This is a genomic window from Tenacibaculum sp. Cn5-46, from assembly GCF_022347705.1.
In the GTDB taxonomy this organism is placed as follows: domain Bacteria; phylum Bacteroidota; class Bacteroidia; order Flavobacteriales; family Flavobacteriaceae; genus Polaribacter; species Polaribacter aiptasiae.
On the sequence record NZ_JAKRGD010000008.1, the window covers coordinates 181569 to 203679 of the forward strand.

The 22111-nt window shown below is 31.5% G+C and carries 22 protein-coding genes; 15 read left to right on the plus strand and 7 right to left on the minus strand.

Features of this window, described 5'->3' with window-relative positions; genetic code table 11:
- The first annotated feature begins 57 nt into the window (after window positions 1-57).
- The 3 genes from pheS to MHN29_RS16485 all read left to right on the plus strand — a co-directional run bounded on the left by pheS (window position 58) and on the right by MHN29_RS16485 (window position 3004).
- A complete protein-coding gene (pheS, locus tag MHN29_RS16475; protein ID WP_150899411.1) occupies window positions 58-1077 on the plus strand; it encodes a phenylalanine--tRNA ligase subunit alpha in 1020 nt (339 codons plus the stop codon).
- A gap of 64 nt (window positions 1078-1141) precedes the next feature.
- A complete protein-coding gene (locus MHN29_RS16480; protein WP_235275603.1) occupies window positions 1142-1537 on the plus strand; it encodes a hypothetical protein in 396 nt (131 codons plus the stop codon).
- Between the two features lie 102 nt (window positions 1538-1639).
- The gene (locus tag MHN29_RS16485) at window positions 1640-3004 is read left to right on the plus strand and encodes a sodium:alanine symporter family protein (RefSeq protein ID WP_235275604.1); all 1365 of its coding nucleotides are present in this window, start codon (window positions 1640-1642) and stop codon (window positions 3002-3004) included.
- Here MHN29_RS16485 and MHN29_RS16490 read toward each other — a convergent pair.
- From MHN29_RS16490 to MHN29_RS16500, 3 genes are all read right to left on the minus strand, one after another.
- Complete coding sequence (locus tag MHN29_RS16490; RefSeq protein ID WP_235275605.1) at window positions 2967-4721, minus strand: M28 family peptidase; 1755 nt, start codon at window positions 4719-4721, stop codon at window positions 2967-2969. The genes MHN29_RS16485 and MHN29_RS16490 overlap by 38 nt on opposite strands.
- Before the next feature lie 318 nt (window positions 4722-5039).
- Complete coding sequence (locus MHN29_RS16495) at window positions 5040-5390, minus strand: HopJ type III effector protein (protein ID WP_235275606.1); 351 nt, start codon at window positions 5388-5390, stop codon at window positions 5040-5042.
- A gap of 83 nt (window positions 5391-5473) precedes the next feature.
- Entirely contained in the window at window positions 5474-6172 is a 699-nt protein-coding gene (locus MHN29_RS16500; RefSeq protein WP_235275607.1) for a M50 family metallopeptidase, read from the minus strand.
- Window positions 6173-6881: 709 nt separating this feature from the next.
- Between MHN29_RS16500 and aspS the strand changes: the two genes are divergently transcribed.
- On the plus strand, window positions 6882-8636 hold the full coding sequence (gene aspS / locus MHN29_RS16505) for an aspartate--tRNA ligase (protein WP_235275608.1): 1755 nt from the start codon (window positions 6882-6884) through the stop codon (window positions 8634-8636).
- A gap of 12 nt (window positions 8637-8648) precedes the next feature.
- Window positions 8649-9122, plus strand: a complete 474-nt coding sequence (locus MHN29_RS16510; RefSeq protein WP_235275609.1) for a hypothetical protein — start codon at window positions 8649-8651, stop codon at window positions 9120-9122.
- Window positions 9123-9182: 60 nt separating this feature from the next.
- Here MHN29_RS16510 and MHN29_RS16515 read toward each other — a convergent pair whose 3' ends face one another.
- The gene (locus tag MHN29_RS16515; RefSeq protein WP_150899420.1) at window positions 9183-9620 is read right to left on the minus strand and encodes an RDD family protein; all 438 of its coding nucleotides are present in this window, start codon (window positions 9618-9620) and stop codon (window positions 9183-9185) included.
- A 152-nt stretch (window positions 9621-9772) separates the two neighbouring features.
- Here MHN29_RS16515 and MHN29_RS16520 point away from each other — a divergent pair, with 152 nt between their 5' ends.
- The 6 genes from MHN29_RS16520 (at window position 9773) to MHN29_RS16545 (ending at window position 14888) form a co-directional block, all read left to right on the plus strand.
- Entirely contained in the window at window positions 9773-10243 is a 471-nt protein-coding gene (locus MHN29_RS16520; RefSeq protein WP_235275610.1) for a DinB family protein, read from the plus strand.
- Window positions 10244-10247: 4 nt separating this feature from the next.
- The gene (locus MHN29_RS16525; RefSeq protein ID WP_235275611.1) at window positions 10248-10937 is read left to right on the plus strand and encodes a helix-turn-helix transcriptional regulator; all 690 of its coding nucleotides are present in this window, start codon (window positions 10248-10250) and stop codon (window positions 10935-10937) included.
- Window positions 10938-10975: 38 nt separating this feature from the next.
- Window positions 10976-11533 carry a hypothetical protein gene (locus tag MHN29_RS16530; RefSeq protein WP_235275612.1) on the plus strand — a complete coding sequence of 186 codons (558 nt, stop codon included), beginning with the start codon at window positions 10976-10978 and terminating at the stop codon, window positions 11531-11533.
- The gene (locus MHN29_RS16535; RefSeq protein ID WP_235275613.1) at window positions 11505-12335 is read left to right on the plus strand and encodes a tetratricopeptide repeat protein; all 831 of its coding nucleotides are present in this window, start codon (window positions 11505-11507) and stop codon (window positions 12333-12335) included. Before MHN29_RS16530 ends, MHN29_RS16535 begins: the two co-directional genes overlap by 29 nt.
- A 4-nt stretch (window positions 12336-12339) precedes the next feature.
- On the plus strand, window positions 12340-13044 hold the full coding sequence (locus tag MHN29_RS16540) for a DUF6503 family protein (RefSeq protein ID WP_235275614.1): 705 nt from the start codon (window positions 12340-12342) through the stop codon (window positions 13042-13044).
- 68 nt (window positions 13045-13112) lie between these two features.
- Window positions 13113-14888 carry a chloride channel protein gene (locus MHN29_RS16545; protein ID WP_235275615.1) on the plus strand — a complete coding sequence of 592 codons (1776 nt, stop codon included), beginning with the start codon at window positions 13113-13115 and terminating at the stop codon, window positions 14886-14888.
- A 31-nt stretch (window positions 14889-14919) separates the two neighbouring features.
- On the opposite strand, the gene glpQ is transcribed toward MHN29_RS16545, so the two are convergent.
- On the minus strand, window positions 14920-15903 hold the full coding sequence (glpQ, locus tag MHN29_RS16550) for a glycerophosphodiester phosphodiesterase (RefSeq protein ID WP_255689607.1): 984 nt from the start codon (window positions 15901-15903) through the stop codon (window positions 14920-14922).
- A gap of 89 nt (window positions 15904-15992) precedes the next feature.
- Between glpQ and MHN29_RS16555 the strand changes: the two genes are divergently transcribed.
- On the plus strand, window positions 15993-16700 hold the full coding sequence (locus MHN29_RS16555; protein ID WP_175578685.1) for a Bax inhibitor-1 family protein: 708 nt from the start codon (window positions 15993-15995) through the stop codon (window positions 16698-16700).
- A gap of 80 nt (window positions 16701-16780) precedes the next feature.
- On the opposite strand, the gene MHN29_RS16560 is transcribed toward MHN29_RS16555, so the two are convergent.
- A complete protein-coding gene (locus tag MHN29_RS16560) occupies window positions 16781-17992 on the minus strand; it encodes an aminotransferase class V-fold PLP-dependent enzyme (protein WP_304650952.1) in 1212 nt (403 codons plus the stop codon).
- 93 nt (window positions 17993-18085) lie between these two features.
- Between MHN29_RS16560 and MHN29_RS16565 the strand changes: the two genes are divergently transcribed.
- The gene (locus MHN29_RS16565) at window positions 18086-19411 is read left to right on the plus strand and encodes a serine hydrolase (RefSeq protein ID WP_235275617.1); all 1326 of its coding nucleotides are present in this window, start codon (window positions 18086-18088) and stop codon (window positions 19409-19411) included.
- 2 nt (window positions 19412-19413) lie between these two features.
- Window positions 19414-19755: an SdpI family protein gene (locus tag MHN29_RS18320; RefSeq protein WP_255689610.1), complete on the plus strand. Its 342-nt coding sequence runs from the start codon at window positions 19414-19416 to the stop codon at window positions 19753-19755.
- Between the two features lie 30 nt (window positions 19756-19785).
- On the opposite strand, the gene MHN29_RS16575 is transcribed toward MHN29_RS18320, so the two are convergent.
- Window positions 19786-20463, minus strand: a complete 678-nt coding sequence (locus MHN29_RS16575; protein WP_235275619.1) for an SCO family protein — start codon at window positions 20461-20463, stop codon at window positions 19786-19788.
- Window positions 20464-20620: 157 nt separating this feature from the next.
- Here MHN29_RS16575 and rseP point away from each other — a divergent pair, with 157 nt between their 5' ends.
- Window positions 20621-21970 carry an RIP metalloprotease RseP gene (gene rseP, locus MHN29_RS16580; RefSeq protein WP_235275620.1) on the plus strand — a complete coding sequence of 450 codons (1350 nt, stop codon included), beginning with the start codon at window positions 20621-20623 and terminating at the stop codon, window positions 21968-21970.
- The last annotated feature ends 141 nt before the right edge of the window (window positions 21971-22111 follow it).

Consider the following 22111-nt stretch of genomic DNA (forward strand, 5'->3'; position numbering starts at 1 on the left):
AGCAGTTATTTTTTCGCAAAAAAGCGTAAATTTGCAGCTTAACTTTTTGGAAAGATTATGTTAGATAAAGTAAAAGAACTGATTGGTGATGTTCAATCCTTTAAAGCTACCTCTAAAGAAGAAGTAGAAAACTTTAGAATTAAATATTTAGGTAGTAAAGGTTTATTAAAAGATTTATTTGCTGAATTTAAAAATGTAGACGCTGAACTACGTAAAGACTTTGGTCAGGCATTAAATAATTTAAAGAAATCTGCTGAAGGAAAAGTTGCTGAATTAAATGAGGCTTTAGAAAGTGCTATTGAAGAAAAAGGTGTTTATGGAGATTTAACTCGTCCATCAGAACCAATTAACTTAGGTTCTCGTCATCCTATTTCTTTAGTTAAAAACCAAATTATTGAAGTTTTCAATCGTATTGGTTTTACTGTTTCTGAAGGACCTGAGATTGAAGATGATTGGCATAACTTTACAGCATTAAACTTACCAGAGTATCACCCAGCACGTGATATGCAGGATACTTTCTTTATTGAAAAAAATCCTGACACTTTATTGAGAACACATACCTCATCGGTACAAGTTCGTTATATGGAAAACAACGAACCTCCAATTCGTACAATTTCTCCAGGACGTGTATTTAGAAATGAGGATATCTCTGCAAGAGCTCACTGTATATTCCACCAAGTAGAAGGTTTATACATTGATACTGATGTTTCTTTTGCCGATTTAAAACAAACATTATTATACTTTACTAAAGAGATGTTTGGTAAATCAAAAATTCGTTTACGTCCTTCATATTTCCCATTTACTGAGCCTAGTGCTGAAGTAGATATTTACTGGGGATTAGAAACTGAAACTGATTATAGAATTACCAAAGGAACTGGTTGGTTAGAAATTATGGGATGTGGTATGGTAGATCCTAACGTATTGAAAAATGCAAATATCGATCCTACTAAATATTCTGGATATGCATTTGGAATGGGTATTGAGCGTATTGCTATGTTATTATACCAAATACCAGACATCCGTATGTTCTATGAAAACGATAAGCGTTTCTTAGAGCAGTTTAAATCTGTAATTTAATTATACAAAAACACATAAAAGACGAAAGAACACAAGCTTTCGTCTTTCTTTTAATATAGTTTTAATGAGAAAAGATATTGAAATACCCGTAGTTACAAATGTTGAAATCGCTGTTGTTTTAGATAAAAACGAAAAGGATAATTCAGATGAATGGGGTGTATATATTATAAATAGAAAAGAGGTAGCTATAGAAATGGTTGTAATTGTTTCTCAAGGTTTTTCTGATACAAAAACAACTTCTTTATTCCGTAGAAAAATAGATGTTTTACCCGCGAACTCTTATTCTAAATTTGAAGTAATGCAGCCTGAATTATTTGCCTTAGACAATAGATTTCAGGTAAGTTTCTTTGAAAACAACCAATTACAAGACAAAACCTTCATCTTTCAAGCAGAAACAATTCAAGAAGGTTTCTTAAGAGATATTGATATTTTAGGCAAAAAAGGAGTACTTATTAAATAAGGACTTTAACTAAAAAATAAACAAAAGAACGATACTTGTGAATATCTAAGTATCGTTCTTTTTTTGTATTCACTTTTAGTACTTTAGCTAAAAATAGTTTATATGCTGTCAGATATTCAAAACCTAGTAGCTCAGTTTTCTTCTTGGGTTTGGGGAATTCCTTTATTGATTTTATTAATTGGTGGTGGATTGTATTTATTCATCTACTCTGGTTTAGTTCCTTTTCGATATATGAGCCATGCTATTGCTATTTTGAGAGGAAAATACGATAAACACGATTCGCCTGGTGACTTATCGCATTACGAAGCTTTGTCTTCCGCAATTGCAGCTACGGTAGGAATGGGAAATATTAGTGGTGTTGCCATTGCTATTGCCACAGGTGGTCCTGGTGCTATCTTTTGGATGTGGGTAAGTGCTTTTGTAGGAATGGCTACCAAGTTTTTTACCTGTAGTTTGTCGGTAATGTATCGAGGCAAAGATGAGACTGGTGATGTAAAAGGAGGGCCTATGTATGTTATTACTGAAGGACTCGGTAAACAATGGAAACCCTTAGCTGTTTTCTTTGCAACTGCTGGTTTGGTAGGAACACTTCCTGCTTTTCAAGCAAATCAATTAGCACAAACATTAGTAGATGTTTTTAAGGTAAACGAAGCGAATGAGTTTACTGCTAAACTTCTATTGGGAATATCAATAGCAATTATTGTGTCTACCGTAATTTTTGGTGGAATTAAACGAATTGGAAAAGTAGCTGGAAAACTAGTTCCTCTAATGGTGGTTATCTATTTATTGACCGTTATAACAATATTGATTTTAAAAATTGAAGATGTTCCTGCTATCTTTTCATTAATATTTACTGATGCTTTTACAGGTAAATCGGTATTAGGTGGTGCTTTAGGGGCTTTAATTATCACTGGAGTAAAAAGAGCTGCTTTTTCTAATGAAGCAGGTTTAGGAACCGCTCCAATGATGCATGGTACTGCCAAAACTAAGGAACCTATACGAGAAGGTCTAGTGGCCATGTTAGGACCAGCCATTGATACCTTATTAGTATGTACCTTAACGGCTCTTGCTATTTTAGCTTCTGGTATTTGGAAAGGTTTTGATGGTAACGGAATTACCATGACATTGGCTGCTTTCGACTCTGTACTTCCTTACAACTCTGGAAGTGTTATTTTAACCATTTGCGTTCTAATTTTTGCTTTTTCAACCTTATTCACCTATTCTTTTTATGGTTATAGTTGTTTGAGCTATTTAACCAATTCAAAAGTTGGGAAATATTACAATCACATTTATGTGTTTGTCATTGTAATTGCCTCTGTAATTAAATTAGATTTTGTAATCAACTTAATGGACAGTGCGTATGCTCTAATGGCTATTCCAACAATTATTTCAACATTAATCTTAGCTCCAAAGGTTAAAAAAGCAGCGACTATTTATTTTCAGAAGTTAAAGACTGATTCTTTTTAACTAGAACTTCTATTATTTTTGACGAAACAGAATCTATTGCTTTTTGCGTCTGTTCAACATTCGAAGTAAAAGCTGCATTGTTTTTTACCACATCTTCTGTTGTTTTGGCTGTTTTTACATACCAATCGTTCCAAGCATTGATAATTGCTTTTTGAGTTTTTAAAGAATCTCCCTTGCTTAAGGCTAATTCACTTTGCTTTTGCTCTTCTTTCAACCTAGAAAAAGCAGCCTTTTTAATATCCTTTAAAATCACCTTTGCTGTCTTATCATTTGCATTGATTAACGAATATGCCGAAACCAAAGATGCCACTCCAACATTCTTTAAGGTTTCTTTTGATACTTTATCTAAACGATCATTATCGGTATGATAAAACTGATCTGTAAAATGCCAAAACAATACACTTGGAATGTTTCTTCCTAAAAATGGAACATGATCACTTCCTCCTTCAAATGGGTTAGTATTTACTACCCAATTTGCACGCTTTCCTTGTTCTTTAAATTTATCTATTAAAAAATCATTTAAGTAATGAGGTTTCATTTGGCTCAATTTCATTTTCTGTCCACCCCACTCAGTGTGTTTATCATTTCCTCTGGTCCATATAGCACTTGGATCAGGCATTTTTTCAATCAAAAATGTTCCACCTGTTTTTTTAGTGTCCTCTCCTACCATATCTAAAGATATTCCCCATTTAATATCTTTTGCTCTTATACTATCTTCTTTTACATATCGGTTGGTAGAAACAATTTCATCACCCCATAAAAAAGTTAGCGTTCTATTAGGTGAAAATCGTTTTTGCTCTTTCAATTTTGCTGTAAGTGTTGCCATTTCTAAAGCAACTCCAACACCTGTAGCATTGTCATTGGCTCCTGGTTCTTGTATATGTGCGCTAAAAACCAATCGCTCCTTAGGATATTGATTTCCTTTAATATCGGCAATAATTGTTAATTCTTCAGATGGGTAAACATTCGTTTTTACCATCACATCTAACACAACTTTTCCTTCATTAAGTTTTGCCTTTAATCTTTCTTTTGCTTCATAAGACATGGCTATTGCCCATGGTTTTATTGTTTCATTTAGAGGAATTGAACGAAATTGAATAGAAGTAGTATTCTTTTCTGGTTGTAAGTACTTTGGATTGTTATAAGTAATTAAACCGGCTGCTCCACTTTCTACAATCGCTTGATTAAAAATTCTATATGGATGGGTTTCAGCAAAAACAATTTTACCTTTTATATCTAATGTTTTTAATTTCTTTAGATCTTTTACATAAACCACCTCAGCGGTTACTCCTTCTTTTGGCGTACTATAAGAATTTAATGCAATCATATTTCTATTAGTGCTATGTTCTAACAATGGAGTACTCTCTCCAACAATTTTTACAGTTGCATCTACAGATTCCCAAGTTGGTTTTTCTAAAGGCCTTTTTTCTATTCTATAAGTTAAAGAATCTTTGGAAGTAGCATTTTCTTCTTTTACAAAACCTGCCTTTTCTAATTCTTCGGCTATTTTAAACACACTTTTATTAAACCCTGTATTTCCTACAACACGCCAATACTTTTCTACAAAAGAAGTGGTTTCGTAAGCTAAATCGCCCGTAAACTCTTTATTGATAACATCGAAATAATTAGAAGGTTTTAAAACTTGAATTTCTTTTTCTTGTTTACACGCTATCAAAGCAATTACAAACAAAATTCCTAGAAGTGTATTTTTAGACATAACTATTTTTTTTTGAAAAGCCTAAAAATACACTTTTTGTATCAGAAAATTATATTAAAATCTCGTGTTCAAACAATCTTTTTATTAAGTTTTCTTTATCACGATATGTTGACACTTTCTTTTTTCTGCGAAACCTTCAGCGAAGCTCGCTGATGCTCTCGCACAAATTCAGAAGCGCCAGCGAAGTTCGCTGATGCAATTGAAACTCGACGAAAGCTTCCCCGAAACTCGCTGACGCTTTCGTACAACAACAAAAGCTCCCTGCAGTTTCGCTGATAGATTCTATGAATTTTGAATATTTATTCTGAAGTTTTTAAGTTATAATTCTTTCTCAACTAATACTTCTTTCTCAAAAACCAATCCTTCAAAACCAGTTTGCATAAAATTTCTAATGTTTTGATGATCTGTCCCGTTAGGGTTTTCTAGTACATCCTTGAAGTAATACTGACCAAAGCATGTCAAAGTCTCTTCTTTTGTAAATTGTTGTTTTATAGCAAAAGCAAATACTTTACAAGAGCCTAAATTTTGGGTAGCACTATTCTCTACGTTTCCATTTTTAAAAGCTGAAGGTGTAAATTCATACATATCTTCTATAACCTCCATCGTTTCAGAAAAGATAATTGCTGTTGGGGTTGTTTTTAATTTATGAGTAAAATCTGCTAAGGTCATTTTATATTCTTTTGCTGCAAATGAATAAAAAGATTCTTTGAAAAACGAAAGAACTATAATTTTAAACAGACTTCTCTTTATTGTTACTTTCTAAAATAGAATCGAATGCTTTTTAGCACAATATAAAAACTGATTACTATTACAATTAAAGCCCACAACCAATAAGTACCAAAAGTATTTTCAGCAATAGCCTGTGTATCTGAATTTTGTACCTGTCCGCCTCTTACAAACTGCTTAGTAAACAAATAATCTAACTGTAAGTAACTACTTAAAATAGATTGCATTCCTAAAAACAATAAGGTTCCTACTTCTATTTTTTTATTCTTTAAAAAAGTGATGATTATAAAAAGAACAGCAAAAGCTCCCAATACAATAACACCCCAATACGATCGTATCCATACAATTAACGACAATATGATTACGCCTATTAAAAGACGCAATAAAATACTTGTGCTCTTGGTGTACTTTGCACCTGCTATTAATACCGCACCAGCTATTGCCGGTCCTAATAAACCTCCAATAGCTACAATTGCATTCCCAATAGAAATAGGCATAAATGCATTGTTTAGTGTGTAATAAGCAACTCCTCCTCCATTTTCATAGATTTCTAAATATTTAAAACTTCCTCCAACACAAATAGCGGTAAGTCCATGTCCCATTTCATGAAACCAAGTTCCTAATAATCGAAAAGGATATTGGGCAATAGCAAAATAGGGTAACTGAAGTAATAAGAATACTAAAATTGCAATGGCAAGAATAATATAATTAAGTTGCTTATTCATTGGGTTTGAGTTTATTTTTATAAATATGAATACTACCTCTAGTAATTCTCTTTCTTATAAAATTACAATTATACTATTTTACATAACAATTCAAAAATAGAAAAGAGCAGCTCCTTGATATACAAAGAACCACTCTTAACATCCTAACATGAAAAAAATTTTAATTTTCAAGTGGGTAATCCGAACCCTTCATTACCTTATTATCACTAAACTTTATAGGATAGTCATAATATTAAGGTTTTAAAAATATACTTCCCTTCTAATATCTTTCAAATTTCAAAATAGACAAAACAAATTTAGCCTCCTCAATACCAACCAAAAACGATGAGGTTGAAAATAAATTTAACGCCATTACTCTTTTTATATTGGCCTTTTTGTCTTTTTTCTTGTATTTATTGATTAATTCGAGCTCTTTATTACATTTTCTAGCAAAATATGATGTAAACGAATAATCATAATAGTAAAATAACCTAAGTTATTCATCTACAAGATTATTATTAGCATCTCTTTTATACTTAATCTTCACAGAATTGGAGGTAAAAGAACCAATACCGGCTTAAGAAAAAGTAATATTGTAAACAAATAAAAAAGCAATAAGCAGGAATGCCCTGGTAGAACTTTTCATAATCAATTTTGGTATCAAATATATAATTTTTTAAAATATAATCTAAGTTTAAATTATTAATTTTGCACCTCAAAATTTCAAGAAATGTACAGAACGCATACTTGTGGCGAATTAAGAGCTTCGCACATTAATACTGAGGTTACCCTTTCTGGTTGGGTACAAAAATCACGTGATAAAGGTTTTATGATTTGGGTAGATTTACGTGATCGTTACGGAATTACACAATTAATTTTTGATGAAGAACGTACTTCTAAAGAATTAATGGACAAAGCCAAAACATTAGGTCGTGAGTTTGTTGTTCAAGTAACTGGTACTGTTATAGAGCGTCAATCTAAAAATGCTAATATTCCTACTGGTGATATTGAAGTTTTAGTTACGAACTTAGAAATTTTAAACGATGCTAAATTACCTCCTTTTACTATTGAAGATGAAACAGATGGTGGTGAAGATATTCGTATGAAGTATCGTTATTTAGATATTCGTCGTAATCCAGTAAAAGACAGCTTAATTTTCCGTCACAAAGTATCGATGGAAGTTCGTAAATATTTATCTGACAAAGGATTTATTGATGTTGAAACTCCATATTTAATCAAGTCTACTCCAGAGGGAGCTCGTGATTTCTTGGTACCATCGAGAATGAATGCAGGTCAGTTTTATGCATTACCACAATCGCCTCAAACATTCAAACAATTATTAATGGTTGGTGGAATGGATAAATACTTTCAAATTGTAAAGTGTTTTAGAGATGAGGACTTACGTGCCGACCGTCAGCCAGAGTTTACTCAAATAGACTGCGAAATGGCGTTTGTTGAACAAGAAGATGTTTTAGAGATTTTTGAAGGAATGACTCGTCACTTATTAAAAGAAATTAATGGTGTTGAGGTTGATAAATTCCCAAGAATGTTATTTGACGATGCTATGCGTTTATATGGAAACGACAAACCAGACATCCGTTTTGGAATGGAGTTCGGTGAATTAAACGATGTAGCTCAGCACAAAGAATTCAAAGTATTTAACGATGCTGAATTAGTTGTAGGTATTGCTGTTCCAGGAGGAGCTTCTTATACTCGTAAAGAAATAGACAAGTTAATTAACTGGGTAAAACGTCCACAAGTAGGTGCTTTAGGAATGGTATATGTAAAATGTAATGAAGATGGTTCTTTCAAATCGTCTGTAGATAAGTTTTACGACCAAGATGATTTAGCGAAGTGGGCTGAAAAAACTGGAGCTAAGCCAGGAGATTTAATCTGTATATTATCAGGAAACACCAATAAAGTACGTGCGCAATTATCAGCTTTACGTATGGAAATGGCTGAGCGTTTAGGTTTACGTAAACCAGACGAATTTGCTCCATTATGGGTAATCGATTTCCCATTATTAGAATTAGATGAAGAAACTGGTCATTACCACGCAATGCACCACCCGTTTACTTCACCTAAACCAGGACAGTTAGAATTATTAGATACAGATCCAGGTGCTGTAAAAGCAAATGCATACGATTTAGTATTAAACGGTAACGAAATTGGTGGAGGTTCTATTCGTATTCACGATAAAGAAACACAAGCAATTATGTTTAAACATTTAGGATTTACTGAAGAGGAAGCGAAAGCTCAATTCGGATTCTTAATGGATGCTTTTGAATACGGTGCACCACCTCACGGAGGATTAGCATTTGGTTTAGATAGATTAGTAGCTATTTTAGGTGGACAAGAAACAATTCGTGACTTTATTGCTTTCCCTAAAAACAATTCAGGACGTGATGTAATGATTGATGCTCCTGCTAATTTAGATGAAGCTCAGCTAGAAGAACTAAGTATTAAATTAGATATTAAAGAATAAAAATTAAACGCTATGAAAAAATTAAAAACTTTAGGAGTATTGCTTATCTGCTTAATTGTTAACATTTCTTGTTCCGACAATGATTCAAATGTTGAGTTATCAGATAAGCAAAACTTAACAAAGAAAGTATGGACTTTTGACAAATTCAAGTTCTTAGATTCCTCTAACAACAATGGTAAATACACTTCTGAAGATTTTCAAAACAAAGTCAACACTCTGTACAATAGCTTAACTATGGAGTTTAACGATTCTGGTAAAGGAACTTTAAAATCTAACTCCTCACAGTTAAACAAAAATTTCACATGGAAATTAACAGATAATAAATTAGAGATAACTTTGCCAAATCCTAATGAAGCTACTGATGATGTTGTTACTTACAATATTACTATTAATAACTCCCAATTAGCTTTAACAATGACAGAAGAGTTTGTTGTTTTTATTAATGGTGATGAATTAAATGTAAGAGGTATACAGTATTATAAATAACATTATTAAATCTAATAATATAAAACCCCGTTCTTAATTAAGAACGGGGTTTGTTTTATTTTAATTTATTGATTTTCTTCCTATTTCCTTTACAACAATAGTTTCCGACAAATAATCATGTAAACATTGTTTTTTATCTGTTGTAAAAAACATAATATACCCAATAAAGAAAGTGAATAAATTTAAAAAGTTTGCAAAAAACCTACCTGTTGCTTGTCCAAAACTAACTTTCTTTCCATCCACACTCATCAATTTTATGTCACAAGCTCCTTGCCCTATTGTTCTTTGTTTATCACCACTTTGCAACAACGACCAATATAACCAAGCTGGCACAATAGGTATACACATTTGAGGAATAATAATAATAAAAACGTCAACTATTCTTGCTAAAAATCGCTCACCAAAGCTTGCATACTTGTATACAATAATTTCATTGGTTTCTTCAACTGTTAACTCGATAGTGTTTTGATTTGTAAAATGAATTTCTTTTTTATACATAGTTTTTTTATTTGGGCGCAATGTTACTAAAATTTTTACTGCATAAAAATCATTATTAATCATTTTCAACATCTATTTTCCAACATTAATCTCATACTTCATTTTAGAATGAAATATTTCTTTTCATGAGCTATTATTTTTGAATAAAAAAAATGAACTCAATAAACATATTACTTTTAAACTTTAAAGAAACTAGACGAAGAAGTATTAACGTATGGAAAGGAATTCCATCTGAATACCTACACTGGAAACCTGATGCAAAAGCCATGAGCTGTATTGAAATGATACGTCATGTACTGGAAGGAGAGCATTTATTTCATACCATTATAAAAAATAGAGGTAATTTAGGCGACTATAAATCGCCATGGAAAGATTTAGCTTTTATTGATGTTGACCATGAATTACAATTCGCAGAATCATATAAAACAGAGCTATACACAATGATAGAACAATTATCTGAAAATGATTTAAAAGACATTGTTATTCATCGACAAGAAGTAAATCAAGTAAAAGAGTTAGGCGATTATTTAAATAGAATGGTGTATCATGAAGCGGTTCATACAGGTCAGTTATTAAGTTATTTAAGAACCTTACGTATTAAAAGACCACAAGTTTGGGATTAATCCTATGGAAAGTTTAGAAAACGATTTTAGCGAAATAGCAAGTCTTTTAGGTGATAAATCTAGAGCCATAATGCTATGGAATTTATTAGATGGTAGAGCTTATACGGCAACTGAACTGGCTAATTGTAGCGGTACTTCTTTACAATCGGCAAGTAATCATTTGGCTAAACTTCTTCAAAAGAATATTCTTTCTGTAGAAAAACAAGGAAGGCACCGTTATTATAGGTTTAGCTCTCCTGAAGTAGCCCAAGTTATTGAATCTATGGCTAGTTTGCTTTCCTTGCAAAAAGATTACACAAAGGTTAAAAAACCCAAAGCTTCGGCATTTACCTATGCCAGAACATGCTACAATCATTTAGCTGGTGAAGTGGGTGTGAAAATTACTGAAGCATTGATTTCTCAGCAAATTATTACCCCTGCACATAAACAATATTCTGTTACCAATATTGGAAAACAATGGTTTTTAAACTTAGGTATTCATATTGAAGAAATTCAAAACTTAAAAAGATCGTTTGCTCATCAATGTTTAGACTGGAGTGAAAGAAAGCATCACATTGCGGGTGCATTAGGAGATATATTTTTAGAAATAATGCTTCAAAAAGATTGGTTCAGAAAACATAAAAACACCCGAGAACTAATCTTAACCTCTAAAGGAAAGCAACAATTGAAAGAACTTTTAAAAATTGACTTATAACCCGAAACTGTTAACAAGATTTTTAGTACTTTCATTTTATGAAAAAAAAGAAAATTGTTAAAGCAATTCTAATAGGTTTAGCCACTATTGTTATTGCTATTGCTGGAATAGCCCTCTATGGATATTTCTACATTAAAAAAGCGTATGATACCGAAAACAAACCCTTTAAACATTATGTTGGTTATATAGATACTGATAAGGCTCTTTTAAACGACACATACAAACTGTGTAAAGATGTTGGAATCATGCACACTTATAGCAGTGCTAGCTTAAAAGCATACAACGGATCTAAAAAACAATTTAGAGACAGCCTTAATGCTACATTTAACGCCAACAGTACTTACACCGACTCTGGATACTTGAACTTTCGATTTTTGGTGAATTGTGAAGGAAATGCTGGTTGGTTTGAAATTATTGAAATGGATTTAGATTTAAACGAGTCTCCTTTAAACTCTAAAATGGTTGATCAACTTTTTAAATTTACTTCAAACTCAAATCACTGGAATGTTATTTCTTACGAAGACAAGCCTCATAACTATTATATGTATATCTCTTATAGAATTGAAAATGGAAAAGTTACTGAAATTATCCCTTAGTCTTATTGCACTTCTCTTAATGTTCTCATGTAAAAATGAAGCAAATACACTTAGCAAAAGACAACTTGCTGAAAAAAGATATAAAGAAGCCATTATGTTTACTCAAGGCTCAACTCCTTTTCAAAATGGAATTGTTGAGGCCTTAGAAATAGATCCAACTTTTGAACAAGGTGTTTACGAACTATCGGTTGCTCATTTAAAAAGAGGAATGCCTCATAAATGGAAACCTCAATACGACAAAGCGCTGAAATTAGATTCTGTACACCGAATTCCTTGGAGAGGATATTTATACTTATGGTTTTATAGAGATTATAAAAAAGCTATTGCCGATTTTGATGCTAGCGATGTTTTAACTCCTGATTTTATAGACGCTCCTCAAGGACTTAGCGTAGATGCTTGGCGAGGAATTGCTTATTTAGGTTTAAAAGATTACGAAAAATCTATTTATTATTTCAACAAATACATTTCTAAAGAAATTAAAGACTTTAGCGAAAACTCTGTTGATGTAACTGCCTTTTTATATCAAGGTATTGCTTATCTTGAGTTGGGCGAATACGATAAAGCTCAGGCTTGTTTTAATCGTTTGATAAAGAACTCTTACGGTTTTAGCGCCGATGCTAAATATTACAAAGCTTTCATATTAAAAAAGCAAGGAAAAATTGAGGAAGCAAAATCTATGATTGATGCTGCCATTAAAGATTTTAACGAAGGTTATTATAATAAAAGACCTTACGTAGAAACTTTAAGACAATTATATTTAGGTGACTTAACCGATTTTAAATCCTCTTTATCTAAACAATAATATCATGAAAAAACTAACCACATTTTTCTTACTATTTCTTACTGTTCAAGTATTTTCACAAAAACTTACTGGAAAAGAACTGTTAGAAAAAGCCATTCAATATCACGATCCTAATGGTAACTGGGAAACCTTTGACGGAACTTTGTTTGTAACTATGAAAACTCCTAAAAGCCCTGAGCGAAAGAGTGAGATTAAAATCAATCTACCTCAGGAATATTTTTATGTAAAAGCTACCAGAGGTGAAAACACAACAGAGTATACTATTAATAAAGGTGAGTGTAAAATTGGTTTTAACGGACAAGAGAATCCGTCGGAAGCCATTTTAAAAGAACACAAACTAAGTTGCGACAGAGCCAATTTATATAAGAACTATTATACGTATTTATATGGTCTTCCAATGAAATTAAAAGATAACGGAACTATTATTCATGATAAAGTTGAACGTAAAAAGTTTAAAGGCAAAGAATACTTAGTTTTAAAAGCTACTTATGATCAAGCTGTTGGAAAAGATACTTGGTATTTTTATTTCAATCCAAAAACGTATGCCATGGAAGTGTATCAGTTTTTTAAGAGCAAGCCTAACAGCGGCGAGTATATTTTATTATCTGAAGAAGAAGTTATTAACGGTATTAAGTTTCCAAAAAACAGAGCTTGGTATTACAATAAAGACAACGGTTATTTAGGTACCGATTATTTAAGCGCTAAATAAAACGGGTTATTATTTATAATCCCTAGATTGTATAGTAACTTTGCCCAGTTAACAACAGCAATCAACTAATGCCAAAAAAGAAATCCATATTTAAAAAAATACTTATTTGGAGATACAAAAATATTTCCGAACGTCAATTTGTATATGTTTTAAGTGTTTTTGTTGGTTTTTTGGCTGGTATTGGAACATTGATACTAAAAAACCTTACTTCTTTTTTTCAAAACATATTAGAAGGAAGATTCATTAAAGACATTCATCACTCTCTTTATTTTATCTTCCCTATTATCGGTTTGGTTTTGGTGTACTACATTAAAAAACGCTTTATTAAGAAAGAAATAGGTCATGGAATTTCTACCACATTATACGCAATTTCTAAGCGAAGTGGAATTATAGAGAAGTATAAAATCTATGCTTCTTTAATTACTGCTCCTATTACCGTTGGTTTTGGAGGTTCTGTAGGATTACAAGGGCCAGCCGTAAGTACTGGAGCTGCTTTAGGATCGACAGTATCGCAACTGTTTCATATGAACAGAAAAACAAGGATGTTGTTAATTGGTTGTGCTACAGCCGGTGCAATGTCTTCAATGTTTAAAGCTCCTGTTGCTGCTATTATTTTTGCTGTAGAAATTTTTAGTTTAGACTTGGCTTTTGCTTCTTTAGTTCCATTACTATTAGCTTCAGTATCTGCCGTAGTAACCTCTTATTTCTTTTTTGAAAAAGATGCCTTACTCGGTTTTGAACTCATCGATACTTTTGAAATTAAGGATGTTTTTTATTATGTTTTGTTGGGGATTGCCACTGGTATTGCTTCTGTATACTTTTCAAAAATCTATTTTAGAATCATCAATTTTTTCAAAAGAATTAAAAAACCAATTCATAAATTAATTTTTGGAGGAATTGCTATTGGATTAATGCTATATTTAATTCCACCTTTATATGGTGAGGGTTACAACCTAATTAACAACTTACTGGAAGGAAATGCATTGGCCGCTTTAGAGGACATTCCTTATGATGTAAACTTTAAAAATGTTTGGGTAGTAATTGGCTTACTATTACTAATCACTTTGTTTAAAGCTATTGCCATGACTACTACTTTTGCCGCTGGTGGTGTTGGAGGTATTTTTATTCCAACACTAGTTATGGGAAGTGCCTTAGGTAATGTATGTGCAAAAATCATTAATCAATTAGGTGGTAATGTATCCGAATCTAATTTTACCTTAATTGGAATGACTGGATTAATGGCTGGTGTATTACACGCTCCTTTAACAGCTATTTTCTTAATTGCTGAAATTACTGGAGGTTATGACTTATTTGTTCCATTAATGTTAGTAGCAGCAATTTCCTTTGCCGTAACAAAATACTTTATCTCCAATTCTATTTACACTGTTGAATTAGCTGAAAGAGGTGAACTTATTACACATAACAAAGACAAAAACGTATTAATGATGATGAAAATTAATTCGTTGATTGAAACAAATTTTAAAGCTGTACATTCTGAAATGCTTTTAGGCGAGATGCTTAAAAAATCTGTTTCCAATTCTAATAGAAATATATTCCCAGTTATTAACGAAGAACATCAATTTCTAGGTATTGTTTTATTGGATGATATCAGACCTATAATGTTTGATAGTGAAATGTACGATAAAGTAACTGTTGAAACTTTTATGAGAAGTGCTCCTGCTGTTATTTCTTATAATGACTCGGTTGCTGAGGTAATGCAAAAATTTAAGGAAAGTGATGCTTGGAACTTACCTGTGATAAAAGATAAAAAATATGTTGGTTTTATCTCTAAATCCAAACTCTTATCGGCTTATCGAAACAAACTTATTGAAGTTACTTCTTAAACCTGTTTTAGCCATAAATAAATCTTTTCAACTATTTATTTAAAAAATCAACCATCTTATCTGGGAAGTCGGTAAAACCTCCTTCTACATTGGCTTCAAACAATAATACTTGCATCATTTCATCAAAAGAAGAAAACTCTTTTAATTGATCGGCTCTAAACGTATAGGGATGTACTTTTAAACCTAACTCATGAGCTTCAGTAACTAATGGTGTAAATTTCCATTTACCATTTACTTTCTCATCTAAGATTTGTTTATACCATGGACCTAATCCATCTGCGTATGATGCAAAATGTTTTAGTTGTTTAGTTTCTTCTGGAAACTCAATCAATTGCACTAAAAACAGTTCTGATTTTAATTCCTTTCGAACTCTTTCTAGTTCTTTAGCATCAAAACATTGAAAAATACATTTATCTTCTTTGGATGTATATCCATAGTTTGAAAGAATCTCTAATACAATTTTTGCAATGTCTTTTCCATTCTTGTGATGGAACTCAGGATTTTTAATTTCTGGATAAACTCCAATGTTTTTTCCTGTACTATAATTCAATCCTTGAATTAATTCAATCTCTTCTTGTAAAGAGTGTAGCTTAAAATTTCCTTTACCCTTTGGAAATCTTTGAGGATAGTATTGATTACCTGTTTTAGGGTCAAATCGTTCAGTTACTTTTAATTGTTGTAATTCATCAAAAGTAAAATCAATAACATAGTAACGTCCATCTTCTCTTTTTCTATCAGAAAATACTTGAGCTACATTAGTTACATCATCTAAATACACATCGTGAATAACAATGGGTACATTGTCTTTACTCAATACCAAGTCTTGCTCTATATAATCGGGATTCATAGCATAAGCCATTGCTTTTGCTTCCATGGTATGCTCTGGAAGATATCCTGAAGCTCCTCTGTGTGCGACAACTATTTTGTTCATTTTTTCTTTATCCTTTGTTGATTTATCACAACTAAAAAACACCAACAAAACAAGAATATAAATTTTTGATTTGTCAAATAACATTGAACTTATTTTTAGTTCTTAAAAATAAAAAAAACTAATGGGAATTTTCTTGACAAAAAAATTATCTTTACTCCAAAATAAAATTAATTATGGAAAACTCATTTGACAACGGACCTAAGGTACTTGTTGCACAAGTATCGGAAGCAGACAGAGTCGCTTTTTACAAAAAAACCTATGCGCATGTAGGTGGTGGTATCTTATTATTTATTGTATTTGAATACCTATTCTTACAAAGTGCTTCTCTTGTAGAATTTGCTTTATCAATGACTCAAGGATACAAGTGGTTATTATTATTAGGTGGTTTTATGCTAATTACTAATTATGCAGAAAGTACTGCTTTAAAAACCTCTGATAAAAACTTACAATATTTAGCATACTCAGCTTATATTTTTGCTGAAGCTTTTATTTTTATACCATTAATTTACATGGCTATTATGTATACCAATAGCTTAGATTTAATTAAACAAGCTGGAATTGTTACGCTTGGTTTATTTACAGGAATTTCTTCTATTGTTTTTATTACTAAAAAAGATTTTTCTTTTATCAGAGCTGGATTAACTGTTGGATTTTTTATAGCAATTGGATTAATCATTGCTGGAGCCTTATTTGGTTTTAACCTTGGTTTATGGTTTTCTGTAGGAATGTGTGTATTAGCTGCTGGATCTATTTTATACCAGACTTCTAACTTAGTACATAAATTTTCTACTGATGATTACATCCCTGCTGCATTAGGTTTATTTGCCTCTTTAATGCTTTTATTCTGGTATGTATTACAAATTTTTATGTCAAGAGACTAGTTAAAAATTTAACGTTTATATATAAAAAAACCACTTGTTCTTATACAGGTGGTTTTTTTATTTTATTAATTGAGTAGTATTTAACTCAACATCATTTTGGCTTTCTTAACCGCTGTTACCAATGCGTCTATTTCTTCTTTGGTATTGTAAAAAGCAAATGATGCTCTTACTGTACCTGGAATACAATAAAAGTTCATAATTGGTTGCGCACAATGGTGTCCTGTACGAACAGCTATTCCTAGTTTATCTAAGATAGACCCAACATCATACGGGTGAATTCCATCTAAATTAAAAGATATTACTGAAGCTTTATTACCAGTTCCGTAAATTTTTAATCCTTCTATTTTTTCCAACTCTTGAGTTCCATAAGCTAGCAACTCTTTTTCTTGTTGATCTATAGCCTCAAAACCTATTGAATTCATATAATCTACCGCAACTCCAAAAGCAATTCCTCCACAAATATTTGGTGTCCCTGCTTCAAACTTATGAGGTAATCCTGCGTAGGTAGTTTTTTCAAAAGTTACCGTTTCAATCATTTCTCCTCCTCCTTGATAAGGTGGCAACATTTGCAATAACTCTTCTTTTCCGTATAATAAACCAACTCCTGTAGGACCACACATTTTGTGAGCTGATGCTACATAAAAATCAACATCTAATTCTTGAACATCTGGCTTTATATGTGGAACTGCCTGCGCTCCATCAATTAAAACATACGCACCAAATTTGTGCGCTGCATGAATAATTTCTTCTATTGGGTTAATCGTTCCTAATGCATTCGACACATGATTACAAAAAACCAATTTGGTTTTATTATTCAATAATTCATGATACGTATCCATTCTTAATGAACCATCTTGATCCATTGGAATTACTTTTAAAACAGCACCCGTTTTTTCACAAAGCATTTGCCAAGGAACTATATTTGAATGATGTTCTAATGATGATACAATTATTTCATCACCTTCTTTTAATAAGGCAGCAAATCCTGATGCTACAATATTGATACTATGAGTAGTTCCTGAAGTTAAAATAACCTCATAAGAATGCTTTGCATTAAAATGTTTTTGAATCTTTATACGTGCTTCTTCATATTTATCGGTTGCTTCCTGGCTTAAGGTATGCACTCCTCTATGAATATTAGCATTGTAATTCGAATAATAATCAACAATTGCATCAATCACAATTTGAGGTGTTTGAGAAGTTGCTCCATTATCAAAATACACTAAATTTTTCCCATGTACTGTACGATTTAAAATAGGAAAATCAGCTCTAATCTTATCTACATTCAACATATAAAAAGTAAATTTAAGACAAAGGTAGTGCTTGCATTTCAAATATAAACACCAATCAATTAAATTCTTACATTTGCTAAAAAAGAGTCCCTAATGAAAAATATCAAAAGAATCTTATTACTACTTGCAATTGTTCTTATTGCTGTTGTAGTTTACAATTACCCTAAGTTAAATATTTTAGCTGGATACTCCGCTAAAAACACTGCCTCTTCTGTTTTCTTAGCTGAAAGAAGCCTAGAGTTTACTGATGAAAATGACAATAATTTTTCTCCTATAAACTTAACTTCCGATGAAATTAACTCTCAAGAAAAATCTGCTACTGGTTCTGTTTTCGGTCTTTTAAAAAGAAAAGCTGTTTACAGAAAAGGATTAGGAGCTGTTTTAATTAATGACGATTACGATGCTTCTAAAACTCCTTTAGTTCCAAAAAGATCAGAGGCCGATAATACTACTCCTTTCCCTTATGGAAATGCAGATCAAATAGACACTATTTTTTCTAATATCAATTACAAAAAGCTAAACGAAACTATTGATACTATTTTTAATTCTAGAAACCAAACTCGATCTGTTTTAGTAGTTTATAAGGATCAAATTATTGCTGAAAAATATGCAGATAATTTCGATAAGAATTCTTTACAGTTAGGATGGTCTATGACCAAAAGTATTACGAGTACTGTTTTTGGAATTTTACAATGCCAAGGAAAAGTTAATGTTGAGCAAAGCAATTTATTTAAAGAATGGGAAAACGATGACCGTAAAAACATTACAATTCACAACCTACTTCAAATGAATTCTGGTTTAGAATGGCTTGAAGATTATAATACTATTTCTGATGTTACAAAGATGCTATTTCTTGAAAGTGACATGACTAAAACTCAAATAAGTAAACCTTTAGTAGGTAAACCAAACGAAACTTGGAATTATTCTTCAGGTACTACTAATTTACTTTCTGGTATCATCCGTAGTCAATTTAAAACGCATCAAGAATATTTAGATTATTGGTACACTAATTTAATTGACAAAATAGGAATGAATTCAATGGTCATTGAAACTGATTTGAGTGGAAACTTTGTAGGGTCTTCTTATGCTTGGGCAACTGCAAGAGATTGGGCAAAATTAGGGTTATTATACCTTCATAATGGTGAATGGAATGGAGAGCATCTTTTTGATAAAGATTGGGTACAATACGCTACTACTCCAACACCAGGTTCTGATGGTTGGTATGGTGCACAAATATGGTTAAATGCAGGAAAGCGTTATCCTGATGTACCAACAAATATGTATTCTTTTAATGGGTATAAAGGTCAAAATGTATTTATTTTGCCAAGTGAAGATTTAGTAGTTGTTAGAACTGGGCTTACTAAGAACGCTGACATGAACACTTTATTAAAAGGAATTATAAACTCGATAAAAAAATAAAAATGAACCCATATTATTATGTACTGTCTATTAATGGATTACTTTTCCTTTTCAGTATAATTTTTTATTTCTTTCCCCCAAAAAAAATTAACTCACTTTATGGTTATCGCACCAACAAAACCATGAAAAATGAAACTGTTTGGAAATTTGCCAATACGTTTTTTATAAAGCAATTTTTAATTTATTCTGCAGTATCATTTGCAGCAGCTTTAATTTTTGTTTTTATAAATAAAGATATTAGTTGGCAACCCATGGCTATTATGTTACTTTCTTTAGCAGTTTCTGTTATTAAAACTGAACAAGAAGTAAACAAAAACTTTGATGAAGACGGAAATAAAATATAAAAAAAGAGACTGTTTAAACAGTCTCTTTTTTTATTCTTCGTATTCTTTTTTCAACAACGAAATATCATCTATAATTTTCTGCATATTTTCTTTTTTGGTTCCATCATACGAACCTCTAATACGTCCTTCTTTGTCTATTAGTACAAAGTTTTCTGTATGAACCCAATCGTTCTCTCCTCCATCTCCTTCGTCTAAAACTGCAAAATAATGTTTACGAGCTAAGTTGTATATATGCTTTTTTTCTCCAGTGGTTACATTCCATTTTCCATCAATAACTCCTTTTTCTAATGCATATTTTTTCAATTGTGGAACGCTATCCATAACTGGTGTCACTGAATGTGATAAAAACATAATATCATCATCCTTTTTATAGTGTTCTTGTAATTCACTCATATTATAAGCCATAGCTATACAAATAGTTTGACAACGAGTAAAAAAGAAATCTGCGATATAAATTTTACCTTTATAATCTGCATTTGTTATTGTTTCTCCATTTTGATTGATTAACTTAAAATCACCAACCTTATGATTTCTAGATTTTGTTCTTAAGGAAGCATCAACCAATTTTGGATTAATATCTGCTGGATTATAAATTGGTAATCTCTCATCAACTTTTACTAAATGATAAAAAACAGGGATTCCAATAGCACAAAAAACTAATAAGAAAATTAAAGTGCTTTTAGATTTTTTAAAGAATTTAAAGTCCATTCTCTCTTTTTTCTACAAAAATACGACTTAAAACAGGGTTAATCTCTCTTAAACTTAAAAAGTTTGTTAAATCCTAAGCTGAACTAGAGTACAAACTTTTAGAACTCTTTCGAAAAACGTACATTTGTCAGATTTTAAATTTTAGACACAAGCCTTTATGGAGATATTAATAAAAGCATCACAATTTATTTTAAGTTTATCGCTTTTAATTGTTTTGCACGAGTTAGGACATTTTGTTCCTGCTAAATTATTTAAAACTAAAGTTGAAAAGTTTTACCTTTTCTTCGATTATAAATTCTCTTTATTTAAAAAGAAAATTGGTGATACTGTTTATGGTATTGGTTGGATTCCATTAGGTGGTTATGTGAAAATCTCTGGAATGATTGACGAAAGCATGGATACTGAACAAATGAAACAACCTGCGCAACCATGGGAGTTCCGTTCTAAACCAGCTTGGCAACGTTTAATTATTATGCTTGGTGGTGTAATTGTAAACTTTATTTTAGGTATTGTTATCTACATTTGCTTAATGTATGCTTATGGTGAAAAGTTTTTACCTAATGAAAACTTAAAAGATGGTGTGTGGGTACAAGATCAATTAGCTATAGATTTAGGTTTAGAGACTGGAGATAAGATACTTACTATTGATGGGCAACCTGTTGAAAAATTTAGAGAATTACCTATAGAATTTATTAATGGTAACAACTATTCAATAGAAAGAAACGGAACCGTTATTGAAAAAGCTATCCCTACTGATTTTATTTCAAAACTGGTGGATCGTGGTAAAAATGCTGGAAGTTTTATAACACCAAGATATCCATTTATTATAGCAAAAGTTGCAGAAGATTCTCCAAACGTAGAAAGTGGTTTACAGTCTAAAGATATAATTACTGCTATTAACGGAGTTAGCATCAAATATTTTGATCAAGCTGAAAAAGAGCTTAATAAATATAAAAATCAAGATATCAATGTTACTGTAAAAAGAGGTAATGAAAGCTTAGATATCCCTGTTAAAATCTCTGAAAACGGTAAAGTTGGTGTAGCTATTGCTCAATTATCTCTAAAAGATTTAGAAAAATTAGGTTATTATGACTTAGCAGAAAAGAAATATTCATTTTCTGAAGCAATTCCAGCTGGTACTAATAAAGCTTGGACTACTTTAACTAACTATATTAAGCAAATGAAAAAGATCTTCAATCCTAGTACAGGTGCTTATAAAGGATTAGGTGGTTTTATTTCTATCGGTAGTATTTTTCCTTCTGAATTTAGCTGGGAAACTTTCTGGAATATTACTGCATTCCTATCAATTATGTTAGGTTTTATGAACTTATTACCAATTCCTGCTTTAGACGGAGGCCATGTTGTATTTACACTTTGGGAAATGATTACTGGAAAAAAACCTGGCGATAAATTTTTAGAATATGCTCAAGTAACAGGTTTTATCTTATTAATTGCCTTATTACTTTTTGCAAACGGTAATGATATATTTAGAACATTTTTTAAATAACTTTTATCACTTAAATAAAATAGAAACACCGTAATTAACATTACGGTGTTTTTTTTATATTCTAATCACAAAAAAGGGCCTCATAAACCTCTTTACTCTTCTCCAACACTACTTAACATCTTCACTGTTTTAAAACGCTTA